This is a genomic window from Streptomyces lydicus (assembly GCF_001729485.1).
Classification (GTDB): Bacteria; Actinomycetota; Actinomycetes; order Streptomycetales; family Streptomycetaceae; genus Streptomyces; species Streptomyces lydicus_D.
In genome coordinates, this window is record NZ_CP017157.1 from 5401608 (window position 1) to 5426668 (window position 25061).

A 25061-nucleotide genomic window follows, 5' to 3' on the forward strand; every position below is an offset into this window, starting at 1 on the left:
GTCAACGACCGCCCGCGGACGCCTGTTGGCGCGCGGGGGTGGCCAGGTACGGCCGCACGCTCTTGACCAGCATGGACATCTCGTATCCGAGCACCGCCACATCGGCCTCGCGGCCGGCGAGCACGGCCAGGCAGGCTCCCGACCCGGCGCTGGAGACGAACAGGAAGGTGGACTCCAGCTCGACGACGACCTGGAGGACGTCGTCGCCCTCCCCGAAGCGGGCGCCGGCGCTGCGGGCAAGGGAGTAGAGACCGGAGGACAGCGCCGCCATGTGGTCCGCGCTGTCCGGATCGAAGCCGTGGGCGGACTTGACGAGGCCGTCCGAGGACAGCAGGAGGGCGCTCCGGGCGTGCGGCACCCGCTGTACGAGGCCGGTCAGCAGCCAGGACAGATCGGTGTGTTGACTGCCCTGCAACTGCACCTGCGCCTGCGCACGCACATCACTCACCATGGTTGCGGTCGTCTCCTCGGGGGCGGGCCGTCGGGGCCTCGTGGTCACGGTCGTGGAGCGGGAGGTCACCGGCCGGGCCGCTGGGGTCGCCGCCCTGGGCCGGGATGATGCCGTCGGGGCCGGTGGGGCTGCCGGTGTAGGTGTCGTCGGCGAGGCTGAAACCCCGTCGGAAGGCCGCCATGAGGCCGGGGTCGTGCTCGGGCTCGGGCCCCGTACGGCGCGTGGCGGACGGCAGGATCGGGTCGCCGCGCAGCTCGGGGACGAGGTGCGTCTGCTTGTGCCGCCGGGGGAGCCGGGGACGGGCGCCGTGGTCCACGACGGGGGGTGCGGGCGGCAGCACGACGGGGCCGGGGTCGGCGGGCCGCCCGGCCGGGGCGGGCTCCGGTGCGTCGGGGGTGGACACCTCGGCCGGGGAGACTTCGGTGGTGTGGCTGACCGGCGTGTGGACCTGGACCCGCCGGCGGGAGCCGGAGCCGGCCTCGGCGGGGGTCAGGGCGGGCTCGGGGGGCGTACCGCCGGCACGGCCGGGCCGCGGGGGGCGGGGAGCGTCGTCGGGAGCGGCGGCCGGTCCGGGGATGGCCGCGGTCCGCGGTCCGTCGGGTCCGCGGTCGAGCGGGGCGTGCGGGTCGTGGCGGTCGTGGGCGCGGTCGCCGTCGGGGGCGTAGGGGTTGTCGTGGCCTCCGTGCTCGCGCGCCGGATCGCTGTCCGGGGAGCCGCGGCGCGCGGTGTCCGCGCCGTCCGCCGCCCCGGCGGACGACTCCGCGCCCAGCACGGCCTGCGGCACGATCAGCACGGCCTGCACCCCGCCGTAGATGTTGCTCTGCAGCCGGACGACGATTCCGTGCCGCCGGGCGAGCGAGGCGACCACGAACAGCCCGATCCGCCCGTCACTGAGCAGTTCGGCGACATCGACGTGGTCGGGGTCGGCGAGCAGGCCGTTCATCCGGTGCTGCTCGTCCGCCGACATGCCCAGGCCGCGGTCCTCGACCTCGACCGCGAGGCCGGCGGTGACGAGCTGGGCGCGCAGCAGGACCGGCGTCTGCGGGGCGGAGTAGATCGTGGCGTTCTCGACGAGCTCGGCGAGCAGGTGGATGACATCGGCGACGGCGTGCCCGCGCAGGGTGCCCTCGATCGGCGGCACCAGCTTGATCCTGGGGTACTGCTCGACCTCGGCGATCGAGGAGCGCAGCACCTCGGTCATGGAGACCGGGCGGCTCCACTGGCGGCGGGAGACGGCGCCGCCGAGGACGGCGAGGTTCTCGGCGTGCCGGCGGATGCGGGTGGCCAGGTGGTCGACGTGGAACAGGCCCTTGAGCAGGTCGGGGTCCTCGACCTGGTTCTCCAGCTCGTCCAGCAGCTCGATCTCGCGGTGCACCAGGGACTGCAGGCGGCGGGCGAGGTTCACGAAGACCTCGACCTTCTGCTCGCTGCCGCTGGCGTTGCTGCGGGCGATGGCGACCGCGTCGACGACGGCGGCCTCGGCGGCCCGGCCGGCCGCGGCCACCTCGTGGGCGAGCAGGTCGAGGGTGTCGCCGATGGGCACCAGGGCCGGCTCGGGGTCGCGGCGCTGGAGCCATTCGCCCTGGCGCACCCGGTCGAGCAGGTCGTAGAGGTCGGACTGGCTGCGGGCGCAGACCTGGCGCAACCGGGCGTAGCGGGTGACGGCGGCACGGGCCTCGGAGTTGGCGGCCGCGCTCGCGGTGAGCACGATGACGCACACCATGGCGAGGCCGCCGCAGAGCACTACCCATTCACGGCCGGTGACCCGTGCGCCGCCGGACTGGACGACGAAGGCGGCGACGGCGGTGCAGACGACGGCGGTGAGCAGGGACGGCACGGCGGTGAGCCGGACCAGCCGGGACCGTATCGCCGAGTCGGCCGCCGACTCGGGGAACGAGGCCCGTCCGTGTCGTCCGCCCTCACGCTCCCGCCGCCGGGCGGAGGCGGGTACGGGAGCGGCCCCCGGGAAGCCCGGTGTCCCTGGGGACCTCTGAGCCGCCTGGGACGTCTGGGTCCCCTGGGGGAATGCGGTAGGCATCGGTGCCCTCCGGATCGGCCGTTGGCTGTTCGCGGAGCACGCACGCTAGTTGTTGCAGGGGTGGGGTCCGGACCCACTTCGGGGTTTCGCTACCCCACGCCACCTCCTTGGGTGGACGGCCCGCGCACATCAGTACGACGCAAACCGAACGACCGTTCCGCAAGGGCGAGTTGAGGCCACGAGGCGTGGCGTCGCACAGGTTCACGAACGGCGCTCGCCGGCTCCCGCGCGCCGGGCGGGCGCAGGGGCCGGCGAGCCGTGGCGGTTCAGCCGCAGTGGCCGTCCTTGGTCACGTACTGGTCGGCGATCTGCCCCCGCCAGGTGACGCAGGCGAAGCGCGCGGGAATGTACACCGGCCCGGCGTAGGAGGTGTAGGCACCCGAATCGGAGGCGCTGACCTGGGTGTTGCCGGTCTGGAACACCTTGGCGTGCATATAGACCGCCGCACCCGGCCCGGTCCGCACGGTCACCGCGCAGTTCTCCCCGGTCGTGGCGTTCCACGTCAGGTACGCCGTCCCCAGACTGCCGATGTTGCCGAAGTCCACCACCTTGTACCCGGCCCCGCACACCCCGTTGTACGCGGCCACGGCGGACTCGGCGGTGCCGGCCGCCGCGGCGGAGGCAGGCACCGCGAAGGCGGTGGCACCGACCGTCGCCGCGGTCGCCAGCGCGGTGACGACGGCAGCCCTGCGCATGCGCTTCATGACACTCCCCGGTTCACTCAGGGGCGCTTCCTGCACCCGCAGAGGAAGACCACCGGGGCCCCCGGGGAGTTGTGGCGTGAAGTGTCACCGGTGCGTCACCGTGTCCGGCGCGGTGACGCACCGCCACCCCGTGGCCTCCGGCCGGAGGCCACGGTCAAGGCACCTCCCCCGCAGGCGCGTTCACCGCTCCGCGGCGAGGTCGGCGCCGGCGGGCGAGACCACCGGCGGCCATGCGGGCCACCCCTGCACAGGGGGTACCGCGATCGCCCGCCACCAGGGGGCGACGACCGGCGGGTCGGCGGGCTCGAAGGGCTTGCCGGGCGGGGGCGCGGCTATCTGTGCGCCGGCCCGCCGGCCCGCCATGACCGTCCGCTCCACGGGCTCGGACCAGGGGTGCGGAGCGAGGTTGAAGGTGCCCCAGTGGATGGGCAGCAGCACGCCTTCCGGGGTTCCGCCGGACAGGTCGACATGGGCCCGCAGGCCCTCCTCCGGGGTCATGTGGATGTCGGGCCAGAAGTCGCTGTACGCGCCGATCTGCATCATCGTCGCGTCGAACGGGCCGTGGGCCGCGCCGATCTCCGCGAATCCGGGGAAGTAGCCGGTGTCGCCGCTGTGGTAGACGCGGTGTTCGGGCCCCGCGACCACCCAGGAGGCCCACAGGGTGTGCTGCGGACCGCGCAGACCGCGGCCGCAGAAGTGCTGGGCGGGGGTGGCGGTGAGGGTCAGGCCGCCGGTCCGGGTGGACTCGTGCCAGTCGAGTTCGGTGATCCGCTCCGCCGGCACGCCCCAGAACTCCAGGTCCGCACCGATCCCGAGCGGTACGACGAAGGCGGCACCGGTGCGGATCAGGCCCCGGACGGTCGACATGTCGAGGTGGTCGTAGTGGTCGTGCGAGATCACCACGACGTCGACCGGCTCCAGCTCGTCCAGCTCGACGGGCACGGGATGCATCCGCTTGGGGCCGGCCCAGGTGACCGGCGAGCAGCGCTCCCCCCACACCGGGTCGAACAGCACCCGCCGGCCGTCGATCTCGACCAGCACGCTCGAATGCCCCATCCAGGTGAGCCGCAGCCCGGACGCGGGCGGCCGGCGCCGGTCCTCGGGGGCCTGCCGGTGCACCGGGATCGGACCCACCGGGGCGCGGCGCAGCCGGCCCTCACGGCTCAGCTGGGTACGCGCCATCGGCAGCGCGGAGCCGTGCAGCAGCTGTCTGGTGGGCACGGGATTGCGGAACTGGCCGTCCACGAACTGCGGAGACCTGCGCATCCTGGCCAGCCGTTCCCCGGTGGGCACGGCGCCGAAGCTCGCGGGCCGCAGCGCGGACAGGCCAATACGGCGGGATCGGAAACCGGTCACGGCACCTCCATGTACGGGGCAGTCGCGAAGTGAACGGGCCGCGCGAGCGGTGAGTTCCGGCCGACCGGACCACGCGGCGCCGCCGTGCTGCAAGCACCACCGCGACACCCGGACTCACACCATCCACCCGCGGCAGGAACCGCGCGACCGGCGGTGACCGAACCGGCGGAACTACTCGAACTCAAGTACGAGATAATCCTCCACCGGCCGATAGCCCAGCCGCCGGTACAGCGCGTTGCTGGTGCGGTTGGCCAGGTCGGTGAAGAGCAGCACCTCCTGCGCACCGGAGTCCGTGGCGGCCTGCGACACGGCGGCCGTCACCGCCCCGGCGTAACCGCGTCCACGCAGCTCGGGCGGGGTGTACACGGGCGCGACGCGGACCGTGTCGACGAGCGTGCGGGTGATCCCGGCCATCGAGACGGGCCGCCCGCCGGCCTCCCACAGCAGACACCGCCCGTCGGCGATCCGGGCGTCGAGCGCGCGGGCGCCACGGGGCGCCGCGGCACCGATGTCCTCGGCGAAGGCGGCGAACCACCCGCGCAGCAGCTCCCGGTCGGCGGGGGTGGCGCGCCGGGCGGCCCCGGGTGGCGCGGGGTCCGGCGGCGTCAGTTCCGTCAGCCGGTGGAGCCGGCGGCGAGCGGCGGTGCGCACCGTTCCGTGCCGGCGCCAGGCCGCGGCGAACGCCTCGGCGGCCGCCCGGCCGGCGTTGACCCCCGGCACGCCGGCCCGCGCCGCGGCCAGCACGTCCGCCAGGTCGGCCGCGGCCCCGTCCGGCATCGGCGAGAGCAGCACCGGCCGCGGCGGCGTCCAGACGTACGCGGCATCCACCGCGACCCGTCCGCCGCACCGCCGCCAGCCGAACGACGGGGCGTCCTCGCCGTACGCATCCGCCCCGAGCGCCCGCAGCGAGGACACCACCGACAGCAGCACGGTGTGCTCGGCCGGCCGCGCACGCAGGAAGTCCCCGGCCGCCGCCTCGAACGCGTCGAGGTCCCGGGTCGTCGTCCACGTCATGCCGCATCCTCTCCCGGGCCGAGGCCGTCCGCAGCCGGTTTCCGGTGCCGCGCCCCGTCGCGCGGTTCAGAGCGGCTCGACGGTCGGGGGCGGGGCCGGCAGGCCGGGGCGGCGGGGCCGCAGGAGGGTGCGCAGCACGATCCTCGGGGCGAGCAGCCGGGCGGGCGGGGCGGTGAGGCAGAAGACGTCCCGGAAGGCCGCGCCCACGACGGCGTCGACGGCGGCCCGGGCGTGCAGCCGGTCGATGTACCAGGTGCTCAGCCGCTCCACCGGCCGCGCCGTCCGCTGCCCGGAACCGGCGTACGGGCGGTCCGCGCCGACCGCTGCCAGCCAGGCGGGCTCCGCGGCCCGGGCCACCGCCCGCTGCGCCGCGGCGGCGCTCCCCGGGCGCAGCCCGCCGGCGGCGTCGAGCGCGCCGCGCACCGCCAGCGCCCCCAGCGCGGCGACCGACATGCCCTGCCCGTAGACGGGGTTGAAGGTGCAGCCGGCGTCCCCGAGGACCAGGAAGCCCTCGGGCAGCGCGCCGGGCCGCTCGAAGTGCCGGCGGCGGTTGCAGGTGTCGTGGAAGCCGTACACCGGCGAGAGCGGCTCGGCGTACCCGAGCAGCTCGTGGACGTACGGGTCGCCGATCGTGGCGCTGAAGGCGGTGAACTCCACGGCGTCCGTGGGCGGATGGTGGCCGCGCACCCCGGACAGGGTCAGCAGCCACGCGCCGTCCTCGACGGGGACGTAGGCGGCGCCGCGCGGGCACTCGGGCCAGCCGGGGACGTTGACGCCGACCGCGGGGGCGGTGTCCGGGTCCTTGGGACGGTACATCCGGGTGGCGTACGCCAGCCCCGCGTCGACGATCTCCTCCTGGGGCGCGCTCCGGCCCAGTTCGGCGTACCAGTGGGGCGCGCGGGAGCCGCGGCCCGAGGCGTCGACGACGAGGGCCGCCGGCAGGTCCCGCCGGGCGCCCCGCCCTCCGTCGCGCGCGCGGACGCGGACCCCGGTCACCCGGTCGGCGTCCCCGGTGAGCCCGGTGACCTCGGTCGCTTCCAGGACCTCGACGCGGGTGGACGAGCCGGCGGCGGCCCGCAGCGCGCGTTCGCGTACCACCGCGTCCAGCACCGGACGGGTGACGCTCAGCGTCCGGTGCCGCCGCTCGTCGAAGCGGCGCTGCCACCCGGTGGGCGTACGGGTGAGCAGGTCGCGCGGCAGATAGAGGCTGCGCGCGCCCGCCTCACCGAGCGCGGCGGCGGTGCCGGGCAGCAGCTCCTCCAGGGCGCGCTGACCGCCGCTGAGGAGGATGTGCAGATGGCGGGCCTGCGGGACGCCCTTGCGGAAGGCGCGCCCCTCCGGATAGCGGTCGCGCTCGACGACGGTGATCGCCTCGACGTGTCCCAGCAGGGCGGTCACGGCGAGCATCCCGGCGAGTCCACCGCCGATCACGATCGCGGTGCGCCCGCCATTGGAGTGCTCTGCCATCCCTGCCTCGCTCCCCCGGGGCCCGTTGCCGGTGCCGCCCCATCCGCTCACGGTCGGCCCTGGCGCTGCAGGGCACCCGTCATGGTGCCAACTCACCTTGCGGCGGCCCGAGTCGGGGCCCCCTCCGGTTCACCGCCGGCCCCCCTCGGCCGTCCGCGCACCACCGGCAACGACCCTCCTGTGCGGCTTCTTGCGCGCCCGTTGTCCCCTCGTGCCACCCCCGTCCCCGACATCCCGATTTGCGGCGGGCCTGCGTCTAGACTCCCCGCAGCGGACGCTCCTCGTCCGCAAACGGTCTCACCGGCAAGGGATTCGCCTCACCAGCAAGGGATTCAGGGACGCTTGTGACATTCCAGCAGGTTTCTGAGCCGTATGACGCATATGACGTACTCGTCGTGGGCGGGTCGGGCGTGGACACGATCGTGCAGGTCGGCGCGCTGCCCGTGCCGCTCGCCGATTCCCATCCGGTCCCGCCCATCCATGAAGGGGCGGGGCACACCGGCACCGGCGTCGCGCTGGGCTGCGCGGCCCTCGGGCTGGCCACCGGTTTCGTGGACTTCATCGGCGACGACCACGCCGGCACCCTGGTCCGTGAGCGGCTGGCCGGCACCGGCGTCGACTTCCGCCCGCTGATCTCACCGCGGGGCACTCGGCGCGCGGTCAACCTCGTCGCCCCCGACGGACACCGGATGTCCTTCTTCGACGCCCGCGACCCGGACGATCTGCGGATGCCGCCGGAGCACTACCTCCCGGTGCTGAGCCGGGCCCGGCACGTCCATCTGTCGATCACGAACTTCGCCCGCCATCTGTACGACGACATCGAGGCGCTCGGGCTCCCCGTCTCGACCGATCTGCACGACTGGGACGGCCTGACGGACCATCACCGGGAGTTCGCGCTCCGCTCGGACCTGGTGTTCCTCAGCACGGCCGGGGCGGGTGAGCGGATCGGGCCGGTGATGCGGGAGATCCTCCGCACCGGGCGGGCCGAGGCGGTGATCGCGACGGCCGGTGCGGGCGGCGCCTACCTCCTGGCGCGGGAGGACCGCACCCCGCGGCTGGTGCCGCCGGCGGTCCCGCCCGGGCCCGTGGTGGACACCAACGGTGCGGGCGACGCCTTCACCTGCGGCTTCCTCTACGGGCGGCTGGCCGGCCGGCCGCTGGAGGAGTGCGCACGGCTCGGCGCGGTCGCGGGCGCGTACGCGTGCACCACGCCGGGCACGCACAGCAGCCTCGTCGGGCCGGACGACCTGCGCGCGGCGCCGGCCGGCACCGCGGCGCCCGCGAGCCCCGTTCCGCCGCCCCCGGCCGCCTCCCCGGCCGAAGGCCCCGGCCTGCCGGAGCCGCCCGCGCCCCAGCAGGTCACCGCCACGGGGGTGTAGGCCACCGGCCGGGACGGCGGGGTGCTCAGCCCTTGCGGCCCACCGCACCGTAGAAGATGGTGTCGTTGAGCTCCACGGCGCTGGGCACCGCGCCGTCCGGCCGCCACAGCGGAACCCGTACGACGCCCGGCTCCAACAGGGCGAACGGCCCGAAGAGCGGCTCGATGCCGGCCTTCGGCCGCAGGTTGAGGGTGGCGGTGGCGCTCTTGTAGACGTCCTCCACCCCGGCCCGCGCCACCTCGTCCGTGCGGCCGCCTTCGTACGCCTCGTACGGCTCACCGGTCGCGTGCGACAGGACCAGGTGGCTGCCCGCGGGGAGCGCCTCGGCGAACGCGGCGACCAGGCCGGCGGGGTCCTCGTCGTCCCGGATGAAGTGCAGTACGGCGACGAGCAGCAGCGCGACCGGACGATCGAAGTCGATCAGCTCGCGGACGGTCGGGTGGTCCAGGATCGCGCGGGGCTCGCGGACGTCACCGAGCACGAATCCGGTGTGCGCGGTGTTGGTGAGCCGGGCCCCGGCGTGGGTGGCGACGATCGGGTCGTTGTCGACGTAGACGACGCGGGTGTCGGGGGCGGTCTCGCGGGCCACCTCGTGGGTGTTGGGCGAGGTGGGAATGCCGGTGCCGATGTCGATGATCTGGCGGACGCCGTCGCCGACCAGGGTGCGCACCGCGCGCCGCAGGAAGGCGCGGTTGGCGCGGGCGCTCAGCCGTACCTGGGGGTGGACCTCGATGACGCGCTCCGCCGCCACCCGGTCGACCTCGTAGTTGTCCCAGCCGCCGAGGTAGTAGTCGTACATCCGGGCCGGGTGCGGCCGGCTGGTGTCGATCTCCGCGGCGGCGAACCCGGTGTGCTCGGGTCCGGGGGCGTACGGGCCGATCGCGGCGGCCGCCGGGTCCGGGGCCGCGGCGGAGGTCTCCTGCTCGCTCACGCCGTCCTCCGTTCGGTGCACCGGCCGGGCGCGGCGGCGAGCAGGAAGTCGGCCTGGCCGGCCTTCGCGCCCTCGATGAAGCTCACCATCTCGCCGTGGGTGTAGATCAGCGCCGGGCCGTCCGGGTCGGTCGACTGGCGCAGCGCGACCCGGCCGTCCCCCAGCCGCATGGCCTCGACGCACTCGCCGCCGTTTCCACCGCTCCACGGTTTGTGCCAGCCGTCGGTGCCCAGCTCCTTGGCGGGCATGCCGTTGTAGATGCGTATGCGATCCATGGGGGGTTCAGATCTCCTTGCGAAAGCCACCCAGAATGGCCTCGGTGGTGTGTGCCGGCGCGGCCTGCGCACACATCCGGTCCAGGGCCTCCAGGAACTGCGAGACGTCGTTGCGCTGGTCGAAGTACACGGCTCCGACGAGGCTTTCCGCGTAAGCGATGTCCGGGAGTTCCGGGATCGGGAAGCGGAAGATGTGGAAGGGGCCGTACATGGCGGGGTGCGGACCGGCGGCGAAGGGGATGATCTGCAGCCGCACGTTCGGCAGCGCGGTGGCCTCCATGAGCCGGGTGAGCTGGTCGCGCATCACCTTGGGCCCGCCGATCGGGCGCCGCAGGACGGTCTCGTCCATGACCACCCACAGCATCGGCGCGTTGTCGCGGGTCAGCAGGGACTGCCGCTCCATGCGCAGCGCGACGATGCGGTCGATGTCGGCCCCGGAGGCGTGCGGCATACCGGCTCTGAGCACCGCGGTGGCGTACCCCTCGGTCTGCAGCAGGCCGGGGACGTAGTGCGGCTGGTAGGCGCGGATGAGGTTGGCCTCGCCCTCCAGGCTGACGAAGGCGCTGAACCACTCGGGCAGCACATCGCGGAAGCGGTGCCACCAACCGGGTTTGTTCGCCTCGCGGGCCAGGGAGAGGAAACCTTCGATCTCCTCCTCGTCGATGACGCCGTAGGTCGCCAACAGCTTCTCGACGTAGGGGAGTTTGAGTCCTACCTCGGCCTTTTCCATGCGCCGAATCGTGGCGTGGGTCACATCGAGGGCCGCCGCGGCCTGTTCGAAGGAGAGTCCCGCCTTCTCGCGCAGGTCCTGCAGTCGCTTGCCCAGCACCACCCGCAGGACGGTCGGCGCACCTGCCGACCGTGGGTCCGCCACGTCCGATCGCCTCCAACTGACTTCAGTGTGCAGCAGTGTGTCATGCCGTCAGCACGAACGAACAGACTGCACTTACGATTCTGCAAATTGCAGAGTGATCCTTGCCATCGGTGACCAACATCGCACATAGTTACGTCGTGGCTTCCCCCAACAACGCTCCCTCGTTAGGGCGCTGCGGCGGCTTTGTCGCCCAGTACCCGCAGGACGCGTTCCACTTGCCGGCGCGCTCCACGTCCGTCGCCGAGGCACGCAGACGCGTCAGCGCGCTGCTGCGCGAGTGGGGCGCGGATCAACAAGTCCGCGACGATGTGGAGTTGGTGGTCTCCGAGGTCTTCACCAACGCGATCCGGCACACCGACAGCGAGAAGATCGGCTGCGAGGTCGCCCTCGTCGGGGCGCACATACGCATAGAGATCACGGACGAGGGCGGACCGGGGGCTTCGGCGCCGCACGTCCAGCCCGGCAGCGTGGACAAGGAGTGCGGACGGGGGCTGTTCCTCGTCGGCGCGCTGTCCGACGGCTGGGGCTCGCGCCCCACCGGCAACGGCCGGGGCCGGGTGGTCTGGGCCGACCTGCCGTACACCGGTACCGCCACGCGTTGAGGCCCCGCTCCGCCACCGGCGGAATCGGGGCCTCCGTCATGCCGCGGGGGACTCCCGCCCCACCCTTCCCTCGCGCCGCGTGCTACAGCGGCAGCAGATCGGGCCGCTTGGGCTCGACGTGGTCACCGGAGGACTCACCGCGCAGCCGGCGCCCGATCCACGGGACGAGGTGCTCGCGCGCCCAGTGGATGTTGTCCCGCCGCGTGTCGGCGGCCGAGCGCTCCGCCTCCGGGGGCCAGGGCTGGTCCGGGTCGGCCGGCACCCGCAGGCCGAGCACCTGCGCCGCGCGCAGCGCCACCCGGGTGTGACCGTCGGGCGACAGATGCAGCCGGTCGTCGCTCCACGCCCGCCGGTCCTGCACCGACTTCAGCGACCACAGGTCCAGGACCGGGCAGCCGTGCCGGTCGGCGATGGCCCGGACGTGTGCGGTGTACGTCGCGATCTTGCCCCGCAGGTGCCGCAGCACGGGGACACCGCGGGTGTCGAAGCCCGTGCAGAGCAGGACCGTGCCGACCGAGGTGAGCAGGTCGGCGACCGCCGCCTCGTAGCGCTCGGCGACCGCGTCCGGGTCGGAGCCGGGCCGCAGGATGTCGTTCCCGCCGGCACAGAACGTCACGAGCGCGGGCGCGAGGGCCTTGGCCCGGGGCACCTGCTCCTCGACGATCTGGTCCAGCAGCCGCCCCCTGACGGCGAGATTCGCGTACCGGAAGTCCCCCTCCGCCTGCTGGTCCGAGAGCAGCACCGCGAGGCGGTCCGCCCAACCGATGTACACCCCGTCAGGGCCGGGATCCCCGACCCCCTCCGTAAAGCTGTCCCCGACGGCTGCGTACGACCCGATGGCGCCGCGGGCGCCCTTGATGATGTCCTTCGACTCATCTGCAGCGCTCCTGGCGCCACTGCTGATGTTCTTCGAATCGTCTGCCACGTCAGGACATACTTCACCTTGAGAAGTGACCTACGCCACCGTAACCAGGGGTTGACGAGGCGTGATTAATGCCACCAGGTCAAATTCTGCTCAAGTTGGAATAATGATTGCGCAGACACTGGCACCCAGGCGCCGCAATACGCTTCTCCACGCCTCCATTGCGGCCTGATTGCCTATTGCATCAATGTCGTATCGTCGACAGGTGCCCCGCCTCGCCGACAGGAGCGTCGGCGGCCGCCACAGCCGACACGAAGGAGTGCCCGTGACGCAGACGCCGCAGGTCCCCCAGGCCCAGCCGGAGCTCGCGGAGGTCCGCAACTTCCGTGACGTCGGCGGACTGCCGACCGTGGACGGGCGTCGTGTACGGGAGGGCCGGCTCTATCGCAGCGGCCACCTCGCCCATGCCACGGAAGAGGACGCGGCGTTTCTGGCCACGCTCGGGCTGCACACCGTCTTCGACTTCCGCAACGCGGCGGACATCAAACTGGAGGGCCCCGACGTCGCGCTGCCGGGCGTGCGCAACGTCAACATTCCGCTCACCGACCCGGCCGACGGCGCCGAGTTCTGGACGATGGTCCGCGACGGCGAGCTCGACCAGCTGCGCTCCGCGCTCGGTGACGGCAAGGCCGCGGCCCGTATGGCCCTGACCTACCGCCACATCATCACCACGCGCACCGCGGATCACAGCCGGGTGCTGCACGAGCTCGCCGACGACAGCGTTCCCGCGCTGATGCACTGCGCGGCCGGCAAGGACCGCGCGGGCCTGTCGGTGGCGGTGACCCTGCTGGCGGTCGGGGTGGAGCGCGACGCCATCGAGGCGGACTACCTCAAGTCCAACGACCCACACCGCCGCTACAAGATCCGCCGCTCCGACAACTCGGCGGTCGGGATGTCGCCGGAGATCATGGAGCTGCTCTCGCCGCTGTTCGGGGCGCACGCCGACTACCTCACGGCCGCCTACGACGCGATCGAGCAGAGCTGGGGCTCCACGGAGAAGTACCTCACCGAGGGCCTGAAGCTGTCGCCCGCCACCCGCGAGCGGCTGCGGGACCAGCTGCTGGAGGGCTGACACCGGGCCGGGCCGCACCGCGCGTTCCCACGGGCACGCCCGTGCTGGTCGCGGCCGGCGGCCACCGCGCCGCCGAACGGCCCTCCCGCGCCCCTCAATGGGTCTGCAGGGCCTGCTTCACCAGGGTGCGCCCGAAGTCCCACATCAGGCCGCCGCCCCCGTGGGCGTCGTCCATGACGGCCGTGAACGCCTCGACGAAGCGGTCCACCTCCCGTTCGCCGATGATCAGCGGCGGAATCAGCTTGATGACCTCCAGGTGGTCGCCCGAGACCTGGGTCAGGATGCGGTGCCGCTGCAGCAGCGGCACCACCACCATCTGGGCGAACAGCCCCTTGCGGGCTGCCTGGAGCATCGTCCAGCGGCTGCGCAGGACGAGCGACTTGGGGCGGCCGAACTCGATGCCGATCATCAGGCCGCGGCCCCGGACGTCGTGCAGCAGCTCGTAGCGCTCGACCAGTGCGGCCAGGCGAGAGCGCAGCAGCTCGCCGGTGTGCCGGGCGTGGGCGACGGTCTCCTCGTCCTCCATGACCGTGAGCACCGCGAGGCCGGCGGCCATCGCCTGGGCGTTGGCACCGAAGCTGGCGGAGTGCACCAGCACCCGGTCCATCGACGAGTAGACCTTCTTGAAGATCCAGTCCTTGCCGAGGGTCGCACCGACCGGGACGTAGCCGCCGGACAGCGCCTTGGCCACGCACACCAGGTCCGGTTCGACGCCGTCCTCGTGCTGGTAGGCGAAGAAGTCACCGGTGCGGCCGAGGCCGGTCTGCACCTCGTCGGCGATCAGCAGGGCCTTGTGCCGGTGCAGCAGCTCCTGTGCGGCGCGCAGGAATCCGGGCGGGGTCGGGTGCACGCCCTTGCCCTGGATCGGCTCGACCACGAATCCCGCCACGTCGCCACGCTTCACCTCCCGCTCCAGCGCGGCCAGATCGCCCAGCTCGATCGCGGTGTCCGGCAGCAGCGGCGCGAAGCCGTCGCGGAAGCCGTCCTCGCCGTTGACGGAGAGCGAGCCGGTGGTCAGGCCGTGGAAGGCGTGGGTGCAGTAGACGATGCGTGGTTTGCCGGTGGCGTAGCGGGCGAACTTCAGGGCGGTCTCGACGGCCTCGGTGCCGCTGTTGCCGAAGAACACCCGGTCCAGGTGCGGCGCGTGGCCGAGCAGCTTCTCGGCGAGCAGCCCGGGGAGCGGCTGGCAGTCGAAGCGGGTGAGGTCGGCGAGGCCGGCGTCCAGGACGTCGTGCAGTGCCTTCCGTACGACGGGGTGGTGCCGGCCGAGGCCCATCACCCCGAACCCGGCGAGCATGTCCAGGTAGTCCCGGCCCTCGCGGTCCCAGAAGTAGGCGCCCTCGGCCCGGTCGTAGACCTTGTCGAAGCCGATGGTGTGCAGCATCCGGGGCAGCTGGTGGTTCAGGTGGCGGGCGTGCAGGTCGTAGCGCTCGTCCCCGCGTTCGGCGAGCAGTGCGGTCAGGTCGAATCCGGTCACGAGAGGCTCTCCTTACGGGCCGGCGCGGCACAGATCCGGCCGGCGATCTCGGCCGGCGTCAGCCCGAGGTCGGCCAGCAGCTCACCACGTTTGGCGTGCGGCAGGAACCGCTCGGGAATGCCGAAGGTGCGCAGCGGCACATCGACGTGCGCGTCCCGCAGCGCCTGCCCGACGGCCCAGCCGACGCCCCCGTTGACGCTGTTGTCCTCGACGACGGCCACCATGGCGTGCCGCGCGGCGAGCTCGGGGACGGCGGCGTCGACCGGCTTGACCCAGCGGGGGTCGATGACGGTCGCGCCGACGCCGCGCGCCGCGAGCAGTTCGGCCACCCGCAGGCAGACCGGCGCCATCACGCCGACCGCGATCAGCAGCACGTCCGGGTGCGGGGCGCGGTGCAGGACGTCGACGCCGCCGATCCGGTCGAGGGCCGGCACGGGATCGTCCACCGACGCCTTGGGGAAGCGCACCACGGTGGGCGCGTCGGCCACGTCCAGCGCTTCCCGCAGCTGTGCCCGGAGCTGGTCGGCGTCGCGCGGTGCGGCGATCCGCAGTCCGGGGACGACGCCCAGCACCGACAGGTCCCACATGCCGTTGTGCGAGGCGCCGTCGGTGCCGGTGACCCCGGCCCGGTCGAGGACGAAGGTGACCCCGCACTTGTGCAGCGCGACGTCCATCAGGACCTGGTCGAAGGCCCGGTTGAGGAAGGTGGCGTAGACCGCGACGACCGGGTGCAGGCCGCCGGTGGCCAGTCCGGCCGCGGTGACGACCGCGTGCTGTTCGGCGATCCCCACGTCCCACACCCGGTCCGGGTACGCCTCGGCGAACCTCCCCAGGCCGACCGGGCGCAGCATCGCCGCGGTCAGGGCGACGACGTCCGGGCGCTCGGCGCCGATCCGCACCATCTCGTCGCCGAAGACGGACGTCCACGAGGGCGCGCCGGGCGAGGTGACGAGTGCGCGGGTCCGGGGGTGCTCCTCCGCGGTGGCGGGGGGCGGGTCCAGCACGCCGACGGTGTGGAAGCGGTCCGCCTCGTCCTCCAGGGCGGGCGGGTAGCCGCGGCCCTTCTCGGTCAGGCAGTGCACCAGCACGGGCCCGTGGAAGCCGGCCGCGCGGCGCAGCGCCGACTCGACCGCGGCGATGTCGTGGCCGTCGATCGGGCCGACGTACTTCAGGCCCAGGTCCTCGAACATGCCCTGCGGGGCGAAGGCGTCCTTGAAGCCCTTCTTGGCGCCGTGCAGGGACTCGTAGAGGGGTTTGCCGACGACCGGGGTGTGCTCCAGCACGTCCTTGCCCCAGGCCAGGAACTTCTCGTAGCCGTCGGTGGTGCGCAGGGTGGCGAGGTGGTCGGCCAGGCCGCCGATGGTCGGCGCGTAGGAGCGCTCGTTGTCGTTGACGACGATGATCAGTGGGCGGTCCTTGGCGACCGCGATGTTGTTGAGCGCCTCCCAGGCCATTCCGCCGGTCAGCGCGCCGTCACCGATGACGGCGACGACATGGTCGTCCTTGCCGCGCACCTGGTTCGCCTTCGCCAGGCCGTCGGCCCAGCCCAGCACCGTCGAGGCATGGCTGTTCTCGATGACGTCGTGCGCCGACTCGGCCCGCGAGGGGTAACCCGACAGCCCGCCCTTGGCCCGCAGCTTGGAGAAGTCCTGCCGGCCGGTCAGGAGTTTGTGCACGTACGACTGGTGGCCGGTGTCCCACAGGATGCGGTCGGCGGGCGAGTCGAAGACCCGGTGCAGGGCGATGGTCAGCTCGACCACGCCCAGGTTGGGGCCCAGATGGCCGCCGGTTCGGGCGACGGCCCGGATGAGGAAGTGCCGGATCTCCTCGGCGAGTTCGGGCAGGCGGCCCTCGGGAAGCGCCTTGAGGTCGCGCGGTTCCCTGATCTGTGCCAGCAGGGTCATGGGCGGTCGGTCCCCCTCTGTGGTTCGGCTGACCGTGCGCCGGGGAGCCGCTGGCGGCGGGCTCCCCGGCCGTCTCAACGGCTCACCCGCGGTTTCCCGCGACGGTCTCCCGGGCGGCGCGGAGGGACTCCTTGAGGGAGCCCATGGTGGCCAGGACGGCGGTGGGCTCGTAGCCGCAGTGCGCCATGCAGTTGGCGCAGCGGGGGTCCTTGCCGCGGCCGTACTTGTCCCAGTCGGTCTCCTCGATGAGCTCCCGGTACGTGGGGACGTAGCCGTCGCTCATCAGGTAGCACGGGCGCTGCCAGCCGAACAGCGAGTAGTTGGGGATCGCCCAGGCCGTGCACGGGAAGTCCGCCTTGCCCTCCAGGAAGTCCAGGAAGAGCGGGCTGTGGTTGAGCCGCCAGCGGCGCCGGTTGCCGCCGGCGAACGCCTTCTTGAACAGCTCCCGGGTCTGCTCGACGCCCAGGAAGTGCTCCTGGTCGGGGGCCTTCTCGTAGGCATAGGCGGGCGACAGCATCATCTCGTCGACCTGCAGGTCGTCATTGAGGAAGTTGAGGACCTCGATGATGGTCTGCGGGGTGTCGGTGTTGAAGAAGGTGGAGTTGGTGGTGACCCGGAAGCCGCGCCGCTTGGCCTCCTTGATCGCCGCCACCGCCTCGTCGAAGACGCCTTCCTTCGCGACGGATTCGTCGTGCCGCTCGCGCATTCCGTCGATGTGCACCGCGAACGCGAAATACGGCGAGGGGGTGAACAGGTCCATCTTCTTGCGCAGCAGCATCGCATTGGTGCACAGGAAGACATATTTCCGCTTCGCCACCAACTGCCGCACGATCTCGTCGATCTGCGGATGCATCAACGGTTCGCCACCGGCGATGGAGACCATCGGCGCCCCGGACTCCAGCACCGCCCCGACCGCCTGCGCGACCGGCATCCGCTGCTTGAGCACGCCCGCCGGGTGCTGGATCTTCCCGCAGCCCTCGCATTTCAGGTTGCACGCGAAGAGCGGTTCCAGCTCGACGATGAGCGGGAACTTCTCGCGCCGGCGAATCATCTTCTGTTCAAAGAGATAGGTCCCGACCCGAATGGACTGACGGAGCGGCATGGCCATCTGGCTCACCTCCAGGGAAGCAGCAAAGAACGGTGCCATTCATGGAAAACGGGTAGTACGGAGCGCAGCACTTTGAAGGCTGATATTCCACCGCGCACGGTGCCGATGCGTACGAGCTCATGTTCTGGAGCGTCCACGACCACCCGGACGGCCGCAACCGGGCGGCCGCCGGCGAGCTGTGCCGCACGCAGCGTGGCGGCGGACTCCATGTCCACCGCCACCGCCCCCGCGGCGTGCAGCTCGGCCCGCTCCGCGCCGCGTACGACGTGGTCGGAGCCACGCAGCAGGCCGCTGTGCACGGTCAGGCCGCGCTCACGCAGCGCGCGCAGCAGCGGGCCGTTGTCGCGGCAGGTGACGTCCGGGACGTCGGGGCGGTGATCGCGGGTGGCCTCGGCGACGACCACGTCCCCGGGGCGCATGCCCGGGGCCAGGCCGGCGCAGAAGCCGCTGGCGACGACCGGCGAACGCTGGGTGCGCGCGCCCTCACCCAGCGCTCCGGCCAGGGCCCGCTCGGCCGCCTGGGGGCCCATGCCCGTACGGAGCACGACCAGGTCGGGGCGCCCGCCGGGCGCCGCTGCCGCGCGCTGCCCGCCGCGCAGCGCGAACCGCTCGATGCCGAGCGCACAGGCGACCAGCAGCGGTGGCTCCGCGTCCGCGGGGGGCCGGGACGGCATCAGGCCCCCACCGCGGCCGGTCCCCCGCCCAGATAGCGGCCCAGGGCGGTCAGCGGGAAGACCTGGCGGTAGAGGTGGTAGTTGATGGAGAAGTCCCAGGGGAAGCCCGTACCGGTGAAGTACGGCTCGTCCCAGGAGCCGTCCTCGCGCTGGGTGCCGGTCAGCCAGCGCACCCCGCGGCGCACCGCCTCGCTCTCCCGCTCCCCGGCCGCGAGCAGCGCCATCAGCGCCCAGGCGGTCTGCGAGGCGGTCGAGACGCCGCGCCCGGCCCACCGTTCCTTGTCCTGGTACGACCGCTGGTCCTCACCCCAGCCGCCGTCGTCGTTCTGCACCGTCTGCAGCCAGCGCACGGCCCGGCGGACGGCGGGGTGCGAGCCGGGGATGCCGGCCGCGGCGAGCGCGGGGAGCACCGACCCGGTGCCGTAGACATAGTTGGTGCCCCAGCGTCCGAACCAGGCGCCGCTGGGCTCCTGTTCGGCCAGCAGCCAGGCGATGCCGCGGCGGGTGCGCGGGTCGTGCGCGCGGCCGACGTCGGCGAGCATCTCGACGACGTGGGCGGTGACGTCGGCCGACGGCGGGTCGATGACCTCCCCGAAGTCGCAGAAGGGCAGGCGGTTGGGGAACGGGCTGGTGTTGTCGACGTCGAAGGCGCCCCAGCCCCCGTTCCTGGACTGCATGCCGAAGTTCCAGCGCACCGCGCGGTGCACCGCGTCCTCGACCCGCTGGGGGTCGGGGTGCCGGACGCGGCGCAGCGCCAGCACCACCTCGGCGGTGTCGTCGATGTCCGGGTAGTTGTCGTTCTCGAACTCGAACGCCCAGCCGCCGGAGGGGAGTTGGGGGCGCTGCACGCTCCAGTCGCCGGGCCGGCGGATCTGCTCGGCGAGCATCCAGTCCGCGGCCTTGACCAGCTGCGGGTGGTCGGCGGGCACACCGGCGTCGGCGAGCGCGATGGTGGCCAGGCAGGTGTCCCAGACCGGGGACTGGCACGCCTCGATCATCCGGGTGGGGGCGCTCCCCCCGGCGTCGCCGGGGGAACCGCCGTCCTCACGCCATACCGCGAAGCGGTCCAGCGACGCGAGGCCCGTACGCAGCACCGGATGGTCGAGGTCGTATCCCAGGAGGTGCAGGGCGATGACGGAGTAGACGGCGGGGGGCTGGATGCCGCCCCAGCAGCCGTCGTTCTCCTGCCGTTCGATGATCCAGCGGGCGGCGGAGCGCATCGCCGCGCCGCGCAGCTTGCGCAGCGCCACCCTGTGGTACAGGTGCAGCGCCTTGTCGAGGCGCTGGAAGAGGCCGTCCCAGCTGGTGGCCGGGGCGAGCGGGCGCGGCGGGGCCGGCCGGCGCGGATCGACGTGCAGCTCGTCCAGGGCGAACGGCGCGGGGCGCACGGGGCGTTTGGCCGAGACGACGGTCAGCGGCACGATGGTCTGCCGCGCCCAGCAGCCGAAGTCGTAGATGTTGAGCGGGAACCACTTGGGGAGGTAGAGGAGCTCCGGCGGCAGTTCGGGCAGGTCGTCCCACTTCCACCAGCCGAAGAGCGCCAGCCAGATGCGGGTGAAGACCCGGGTGGCGGCGACTCCGCCCTGCTCGCGGATCCAGGCCGAGGCCCTGGCCATGTGGGGCGCGTCGGGCGCGTCGCCGGCGAGCCGGAGGGCGACGTACGCCTCGACGGTGGCGGACAGTTCACCGGGCCCGCCGTAGAAGGTGGCCCAGGTGCCGTCCGGTCGCTGCTCGCCGCGGATGTGGCGGCCCGCGGCCTCGGTGGTCCTGCGGTCCTGGATTCCCAGGAACTGACGGAGCAGCAGGTCCTCTGCGTCCATCGTGACGTTGGTCTCGAGGTCGCCCTTCCACCATCCGGCGGGGTCCTGGAGGGACAGCAGGTGGTCGGTGGCGCGGGCGGTCGCGCGGCGGGCCGCTTCCGCCGTGTCGTCGAGGACGGCGGTGCGGATTCTGTCGGTCGGTTCGGTTGTCTCAGCGGTGGCATCGCTGGCCGAAGGGGCCCGGGGCGGCAGCGCCCCGGTGCTTCCGTCGGTCGTCGCTGTCATGGCTTCCCCTTCGGCAGTGAACTGTCAAAGCGTGCTCAGGGATTCCGTCGGCCGATGCCCGGCTGGCACCGGCCGGCGACTGCGATCTATTCGGAGTCGGTGGCGAATCATCTCTCGCGTACGACGACGAAGTCCGCGAGGGCGACGAGCTGTGCGCGGACCTTTTCCGGCATCTCGATCTCGTCCAGCGCGGCGATGGCGGTGGCGTGCTGGCGGCGGGCCTCCTGGGAGGTCCACTCACGGCCGCCGGCCTCCTCGATGAGGGCCGCCCGGGAGGCGAACTCCTCCTCGGTGAAGTCGGCGATCTCGGTCTCGCTCTTCTTGGCGTCGGCGGCCAGGATCCGGGCCAGCCGCTCGGAGGCCGGGCCGCCGGCGTCGAGCGCGGCGACGACCGGCAGCGACTTCTTGCGCTGGCGCAGATCGCTCCAGGTCTGCTTGCCGGTGGCCTCCGGGTCGCCCCAGATGCCGAGCAGGTCGTCGACGGCCTGGAAGGCGAGCCCGAGGTGGTAGCCGTACTTCTCCAGGGTGTCCGCGGTGCGGTCGTCGGCGCCGCCGAGCACCGCTCCGATGGAGACGGCGCAGGCCAGCAGCGCGCCGGTCTTGTTGCCCTCCATCTCCAGGCACTCCTCGACGGTGACCCGCTCGCGGTGCTCGTAGGAGATGTCCTGCGCCTGGCCGTCGATCAGCTTGCGGGTGGCCAGGGTGAGCCGGCGGGTGGCGCGGCCGGCGTCGACCGTGCCCAGTTCCAGCAGTATTTCGTTGGCGAGCGCGAACAGCGCGTCCCCGACGAGGATGGCCTGCGCGGGGCCGTGCACCTTCCACACCGTGTCGCGGTGCCGGCGCTGCTCGTCGCCGTCCATGAGGTCGTCGTGCAGCAGCGAGAAGTTGTGCACCAGCTCGACGGCGACCGCGCCGGGGATGCCGACCTCGGGGGCCGCGCCGGCGGCCTCCGCCGACAGCAGGGCGAGCGCGGGCCGCACCGCCTTGCCGCTGTCGCCCGAGCTGGGGTTGCCTTCGGCGTCGATCCAGCCGAAGTGGTACGCGGCGACGGTGTCCATGGGAGGAGCGAGCCGGTTGACGGCGGCACGCAGCACGGGAGTGGCGAGTGTCCGCCCACGCTCAAGCAGCGCGGTGACGCTCGCGGTGTCGATAGCTGGGGAAGCCGGATTCACGGTTTCTCCTCTGTTTCCGATGCTCGTGCTCGTGCGAGCGCTCGTACTCGTAGTCATGCCGCCTCCTGAGGCAACTGGCCCTGGGGGAAGCCGAGTTCGGTGAGTGCCTCGCGAGCGGCGGCAGTGCCGCTGCGAACAGCGCTTTCCATGGTCGCGGGCCACCCGGTGGCGGTCCACGCACCGGCCAGGAACAGGCCGGGGGCTTGGGTGCGGGCGGCGGGGCGGAGCCTGCCGACGCCCGGTGCGGGCGCGAAGGTCGCGGTGCGCTCGCGGGTGACGAAGAAGTCGCAGATCCGGGCGCCGCGCGCGGCGGGCAGCAGTCGCTCCAGCTCGGGCAGGTAGCGGGCCCGGAGCTTGCCGACCGGGTGGTCGATCTCGTCCTGCGCGGCGGACTGCGAGACGGCCAGGTACTGGCGGCCCTCGCCGCCCTCGGCGCGCGTCAGTCCCGAGCCGTCGGTGCGGTCGAAGACCCATTGGACGGGTGAGCCGACCGCGGCGAAGAAGGGGCGGCGCAGCACCTTGCGGTCGTAGACGACGTGGAGGTTCAGGATCGGTGCGGTGCCGATGTCCAGCAGGCGGTCCTGCCCGTCCAGCGCGCCGTCGGGCAGCAGGGCGTGCGCCTCGCGCTGCGGTACGGCGAGGACGACGGTGTCCGCGGCGAGTTGCTCGCTGCCGTGCGGGCCGTTCTCCACCGCGACCCGCCAGCCGCCCTCCGTACGCTCGACGGCCGCGGCGCGGGTGCGCAGCGCGATGCGGACGCCGGCCTTCTCCAGCGCCGTGCGCGCGAGGGTGTCGTGGACGTCGCCGAGCGGGACGCGGGACCAGCCGATGTCGGCGGCGCCGGGGGCGGACAGCAGGCCGGTCTTGAAGACCTTGGCGGCCAGGCCCAGCGAGGCGTCCGCGGCGCGGGCGTTGAGGGTGGCGATGCCGACCAGGTCCCACAGGGCCTCGACCGCGCGGGCGGACTGGCCGTGACGACGCAGCCAGCTGCCGAAGTCGACGCCGTCCAGGGCCGGGTCGGCCGGGTCCAGGGCCTTGAGCGCGAGGGTGGCCCGCACGACTCCGGCCCGTTCGGCCGGCGACAGGTGCGGGTAGCTCGCGAGGCTCCGGGCGAGGTGCAGCGGGACGGGCAGGGCGGTGCGGCGCAGCCGGCCCAGCCGCATCCGGTCGGCGTCCAGGACGGGTACGTCCATCCGGTCCTGCAGCGGCACCAGGTGTGCGGCGCCGAGCCGCTCCAGCAGTTCGCGGTAGGCGGTGCAGCAGCGCAGGTACACGTGCTGGCCGTTGTCGACGCTCAGCTCGCCGGCGGCGCTGTCGCGGCGGAAGGAGAAGACCAGACCGCCGAGCCGGGGCCGGCCCTCGACGAGGGTGACGCGCAGCCCCGCGCCGGCCAGCGCGAGCGCCGCGGTCGTGCCCGCGAGTCCGCCCCCGACGACCACCGCCGCGGTGCCGTGCGCTGTCATGTGCTCTCCCCCCGTACGTGTGGCATGGACGCAGGGGTCCGGGGAACGGTTGCCCGCCGAGGTGACGCGGGGTCCCCGCCGTCGTGCGTGGCCCGGCGCATCATCCACGCCTCCTGACGGCCTGCCGGCGGCCGATCGCCCGCGCGTCGAGGCCGGACAGTCCGCGCACCGCGACGAACGCCTTCTCCCGGCCGGGCAGCGAGACCCGGCCGCGCAGCACCGCCTCGGGGTCGGCGGCGATCCGGGTGAGCAGGCGGTGGTAGATGCCGGCCATCGCGGCCACGCAGGCGCCGCTGCGCCGGTCGAGCATCGGCAGCAGCCGGAAGCCCTCGGCGAACAGCGCACGGGCCCGCTTGACCTCGTGGTGCACCAGGCCGGTGAAGTCGGAGCCGGGCGGCGGGACCGCACGGTCGAACCCCGCCGAGCAGCCGAACTTGGCGAGGTCCTCGGCCGGCAGGTAGGTCCGGCCGTTGCCGGCGTCCTCGCGAACGTCCCTGAGGATGTTGGTGAGTTGGAGGGCGAGGCCGAGGGTGTCGGCGTACTCGGAGGCGTGCTCGGCGTCCGGCGCGCCGGGGACGGTCCCGAACACGCCGAGGGAGAGCCGGCCGATGGCTCCGGCGACGCAGCGGCAGTAGACCTTGAGCTCGTCCCAGGTCTCGTAGGTCTCGCCGCGCACGTCCGCCAGCACGCCGTCGATCAGCTCGTCCAGCGCGTCGAGCGGCACCGGGAAGCGGCCGGCGGCATCGGCGAGCGCCACGGCCACCGGGTCGGTGTCGTCCTCCTCGATCCGGCCGTCCTTGATGCGTGCCAGCAGCGCCCGGGTGTCCTCCAGGCGCTGCTGCTTGGCAGCGTTCTCCAGCGTGCCGTCGCCGATGTCGTCGACCCGGCGGGAGAAGGCGTAGAGCGCCGACATCGCCTGCCGCTTGTCGGTCGGCAGCAGCCGGATGCCGTAGGCGAAGTTGCGTGCCTGCTGCCCGGTGACGGCCTCGCAGTAGCGATACGCAGCGAGCACCGGCGCGGACGCGTGTGCGGTTGCCTCCACGGTCCGGCTCACCCCTCTCTTCGCATTGTCGCCGCCACCTCGCGCAGCAGGCTGAGCTTGGTCGGCTTGGGCGGTCCAGGGAGTACGTCGTGTTCGGCGGCCGCGACCGCCTGGAGTGCGGCACGGCCGCCGGCCACGAAACCGGCCAGCAGCAGCTTGAGCCTGCCGTGGACGCTACCCACCAGCGGGGTGCCTTCATTCAGCAGCTCACGGGCGCGTTCCGCTTCGAACGCGATCAGTGCGCGCACCGATGCGCCCCCGCTGGGGGCGGCCAAATCGGCCTCTGTGACGCCGAAGCGTTTCAGGTCCTCGGCGGGGAGGTAGACCCGGTCGCGCCCGAGGTCCTCGGCCACGTCCTGGATGTGTTCGACGAGCTGCAGCGCGGTGCACACCGCGTCGGAGCGGCGGATGCGCTCGGGCGACGAGGTGCCGGTGATGCCGAGGACGAGCCGGCCGACGGGGTTGGCGGACAGCTCGCAGTAGGCGACCAGGTCGTCGTAGGTGGCGTAGCGGCTGATCCGCTGGTCCTGGCGGTTGGCCTCGATCAGGCCGAGGAAGGGCTCGGGGGTCAGCTCGCAGCGGCGGACGGTCGGGCCGAGGCGGCGCATCAGGGGGTGCTTGGGGCCCGGGGCGCGGTCGCTGAAGACACGCCGCAGGTCCGCCTCCAGCGCGTCGAGCAGCGCCGGGCGGTCGTCGTACTGGGCGCGGTCGAGTCCGAGGAGTACGGCATCGCCGCCGCCGGGGGCGAGATCGCCGTCGCCGATGTCGTCGACGAGCCGGGCGAAGCCGTAGACGGCCATCAGATCGGCCCGCCACGCGCGGGGCAGGAAGAACGGCGCGACCGGGAAGTTCTCGTGTGCGGCCTGGTCGAGCACGGTGCGCGTCTGGTCCCGCCCGTCACCCGTCGCCACCCTTCGGAGGAAGGCGCGACGCGCCCGCTCGTTGTCTCGGCTCACCGGGGGCTGCCCGGCGCATTTCGGTGCCGGAGCGAACCAGTAGCCATTGCCGTCACGTCTCCCGTTCTACACCGCCAAGCTAAAACATCCTATTTCGGACACGCCGCGCCCGGCGACGCGCTCCGATCGAGCTCT

General features: G+C 73.0%; 22 protein-coding genes. 3 read left to right on the forward strand and 19 right to left on the reverse strand.

Features of this window, described 5'->3' with window-relative positions:
- Position 1: 1 nt before the first annotated feature.
- The 6 genes from SL103_RS23525 to SL103_RS23550 all read right to left on the reverse strand — a co-directional run bounded on the left by SL103_RS23525 (position 2) and on the right by SL103_RS23550 (position 7030).
- Entirely contained in the window at positions 2–451 is a 450-nt protein-coding gene (locus tag SL103_RS23525; protein WP_069570937.1) for a roadblock/LC7 domain-containing protein, read from the reverse strand.
- On the reverse strand, positions 441–2489 hold the full coding sequence (locus SL103_RS23530; protein ID WP_069570938.1) for a sensor histidine kinase: 2049 nt from the start codon (positions 2487–2489) through the stop codon (positions 441–443). Before SL103_RS23530 ends, SL103_RS23525 begins: the two co-directional genes overlap by 11 nt.
- A 266-nt stretch (positions 2490–2755) precedes the next feature.
- On the reverse strand, positions 2756–3184 hold the full coding sequence (locus SL103_RS23535; RefSeq protein WP_244304018.1) for a spore-associated protein A: 429 nt from the start codon (positions 3182–3184) through the stop codon (positions 2756–2758).
- Positions 3185–3373: 189 nt separating this feature from the next.
- Positions 3374–4549: an MBL fold metallo-hydrolase gene (locus tag SL103_RS23540; protein ID WP_208869939.1), complete on the reverse strand. Its 1176-nt coding sequence runs from the start codon at positions 4547–4549 to the stop codon at positions 3374–3376.
- A gap of 171 nt (positions 4550–4720) precedes the next feature.
- The gene (locus SL103_RS23545) at positions 4721–5563 is read right to left on the reverse strand and encodes a GNAT family N-acetyltransferase (RefSeq protein ID WP_069570940.1); all 843 of its coding nucleotides are present in this window, start codon (positions 5561–5563) and stop codon (positions 4721–4723) included.
- A gap of 66 nt (positions 5564–5629) precedes the next feature.
- A complete protein-coding gene (locus tag SL103_RS23550) occupies positions 5630–7030 on the reverse strand; it encodes an NAD(P)/FAD-dependent oxidoreductase (protein ID WP_069570941.1) in 1401 nt (466 codons plus the stop codon).
- 344 nt (positions 7031–7374) lie between these two features.
- On the opposite strand from SL103_RS23550, the gene SL103_RS23555 reads away from it, so the two are divergent.
- Positions 7375–8409, forward strand: coding sequence for a carbohydrate kinase family protein (locus SL103_RS23555; RefSeq protein WP_069570942.1), 1035 nt, complete (start codon positions 7375–7377; stop codon positions 8407–8409).
- Between the two features lie 25 nt (positions 8410–8434).
- Here the strand turns inward: SL103_RS23555 and SL103_RS23560 are convergent, their stop codons facing one another.
- From SL103_RS23560 to SL103_RS23570, 3 genes are read right to left on the reverse strand one after another with little or no spacing between them, the layout of a single operon-like run.
- Positions 8435–9289, reverse strand: coding sequence for an SAM-dependent methyltransferase (locus SL103_RS23560; protein WP_069574049.1), 855 nt, complete (start codon positions 9287–9289; stop codon positions 8435–8437).
- Positions 9290–9336: 47 nt separating this feature from the next.
- Entirely contained in the window at positions 9337–9615 is a 279-nt protein-coding gene (locus SL103_RS23565; protein ID WP_069570943.1) for a DUF397 domain-containing protein, read from the reverse strand.
- Positions 9616–9622: 7 nt separating this feature from the next.
- Positions 9623–10489, reverse strand: coding sequence for a helix-turn-helix domain-containing protein (locus SL103_RS23570; protein WP_069570944.1), 867 nt, complete (start codon positions 10487–10489; stop codon positions 9623–9625).
- A 110-nt stretch (positions 10490–10599) separates the two neighbouring features.
- Between SL103_RS23570 and SL103_RS23575 the strand changes: the two genes are divergently transcribed.
- Positions 10600–11091, forward strand: coding sequence for an ATP-binding protein (locus SL103_RS23575; protein ID WP_244304019.1), 492 nt, complete (start codon positions 10600–10602; stop codon positions 11089–11091).
- An 82-nt stretch (positions 11092–11173) separates the two neighbouring features.
- Here the strand turns inward: SL103_RS23575 and SL103_RS23580 are convergent, their stop codons facing one another.
- Entirely contained in the window at positions 11174–11953 is a 780-nt protein-coding gene (locus tag SL103_RS23580) for an SGNH/GDSL hydrolase family protein (protein ID WP_069574050.1), read from the reverse strand.
- A gap of 325 nt (positions 11954–12278) precedes the next feature.
- Between SL103_RS23580 and SL103_RS23585 the strand changes: the two genes are divergently transcribed.
- The gene (locus SL103_RS23585) at positions 12279–13085 is read left to right on the forward strand and encodes a tyrosine-protein phosphatase (RefSeq protein ID WP_069570946.1); all 807 of its coding nucleotides are present in this window, start codon (positions 12279–12281) and stop codon (positions 13083–13085) included.
- 94 nt (positions 13086–13179) lie between these two features.
- On the opposite strand, the gene SL103_RS23590 is transcribed toward SL103_RS23585, so the two are convergent.
- The 9 genes from SL103_RS23590 to hpnC form a co-directional block, all read right to left on the reverse strand.
- Positions 13180–14562, reverse strand: a complete 1383-nt coding sequence (locus tag SL103_RS23590) for an aspartate aminotransferase family protein (protein ID WP_069570947.1) — start codon at positions 14560–14562, stop codon at positions 13180–13182.
- Complete coding sequence (gene dxs / locus SL103_RS23595) at positions 14559–16466, reverse strand: 1-deoxy-D-xylulose-5-phosphate synthase (RefSeq protein WP_069570948.1); 1908 nt, start codon at positions 16464–16466, stop codon at positions 14559–14561. Before dxs ends, SL103_RS23590 begins: the two co-directional genes overlap by 4 nt.
- Before the next feature lie 82 nt (positions 16467–16548).
- Positions 16549–17574 carry an adenosyl-hopene transferase HpnH gene (gene hpnH, locus SL103_RS23600; RefSeq protein ID WP_069570949.1) on the reverse strand — a complete coding sequence of 342 codons (1026 nt, stop codon included), beginning with the start codon at positions 17572–17574 and terminating at the stop codon, positions 16549–16551.
- Between the two features lie 5 nt (positions 17575–17579).
- Positions 17580–18248: a 1-hydroxy-2-methyl-2-butenyl 4-diphosphate reductase gene (locus SL103_RS23605; protein WP_069570950.1), complete on the reverse strand. Its 669-nt coding sequence runs from the start codon at positions 18246–18248 to the stop codon at positions 17580–17582.
- The gene (gene shc / locus SL103_RS23610; protein WP_069570951.1) at positions 18248–20293 is read right to left on the reverse strand and encodes a squalene--hopene cyclase; all 2046 of its coding nucleotides are present in this window, start codon (positions 20291–20293) and stop codon (positions 18248–18250) included. Before shc ends, SL103_RS23605 begins: the two co-directional genes overlap by 1 nt.
- 107 nt (positions 20294–20400) lie before the next feature.
- Complete coding sequence (locus SL103_RS23615; protein WP_069570952.1) at positions 20401–21522, reverse strand: polyprenyl synthetase family protein; 1122 nt, start codon at positions 21520–21522, stop codon at positions 20401–20403.
- Complete coding sequence (hpnE, locus tag SL103_RS23620) at positions 21519–22928, reverse strand: hydroxysqualene dehydroxylase HpnE (RefSeq protein ID WP_069570953.1); 1410 nt, start codon at positions 22926–22928, stop codon at positions 21519–21521. The genes SL103_RS23615 and hpnE overlap by 4 nt, the downstream gene beginning before the upstream one ends.
- A 100-nt stretch (positions 22929–23028) precedes the next feature.
- Positions 23029–23982 carry a presqualene diphosphate synthase HpnD gene (gene hpnD, locus SL103_RS23625; RefSeq protein WP_099055449.1) on the reverse strand — a complete coding sequence of 318 codons (954 nt, stop codon included), beginning with the start codon at positions 23980–23982 and terminating at the stop codon, positions 23029–23031.
- Positions 23979–24845, reverse strand: a complete 867-nt coding sequence (gene hpnC, locus SL103_RS23630; RefSeq protein ID WP_069574052.1) for a squalene synthase HpnC — start codon at positions 24843–24845, stop codon at positions 23979–23981. The genes hpnD and hpnC overlap by 4 nt, the downstream gene beginning before the upstream one ends.
- Positions 24846–25061 lie beyond the last annotated feature (216 nt).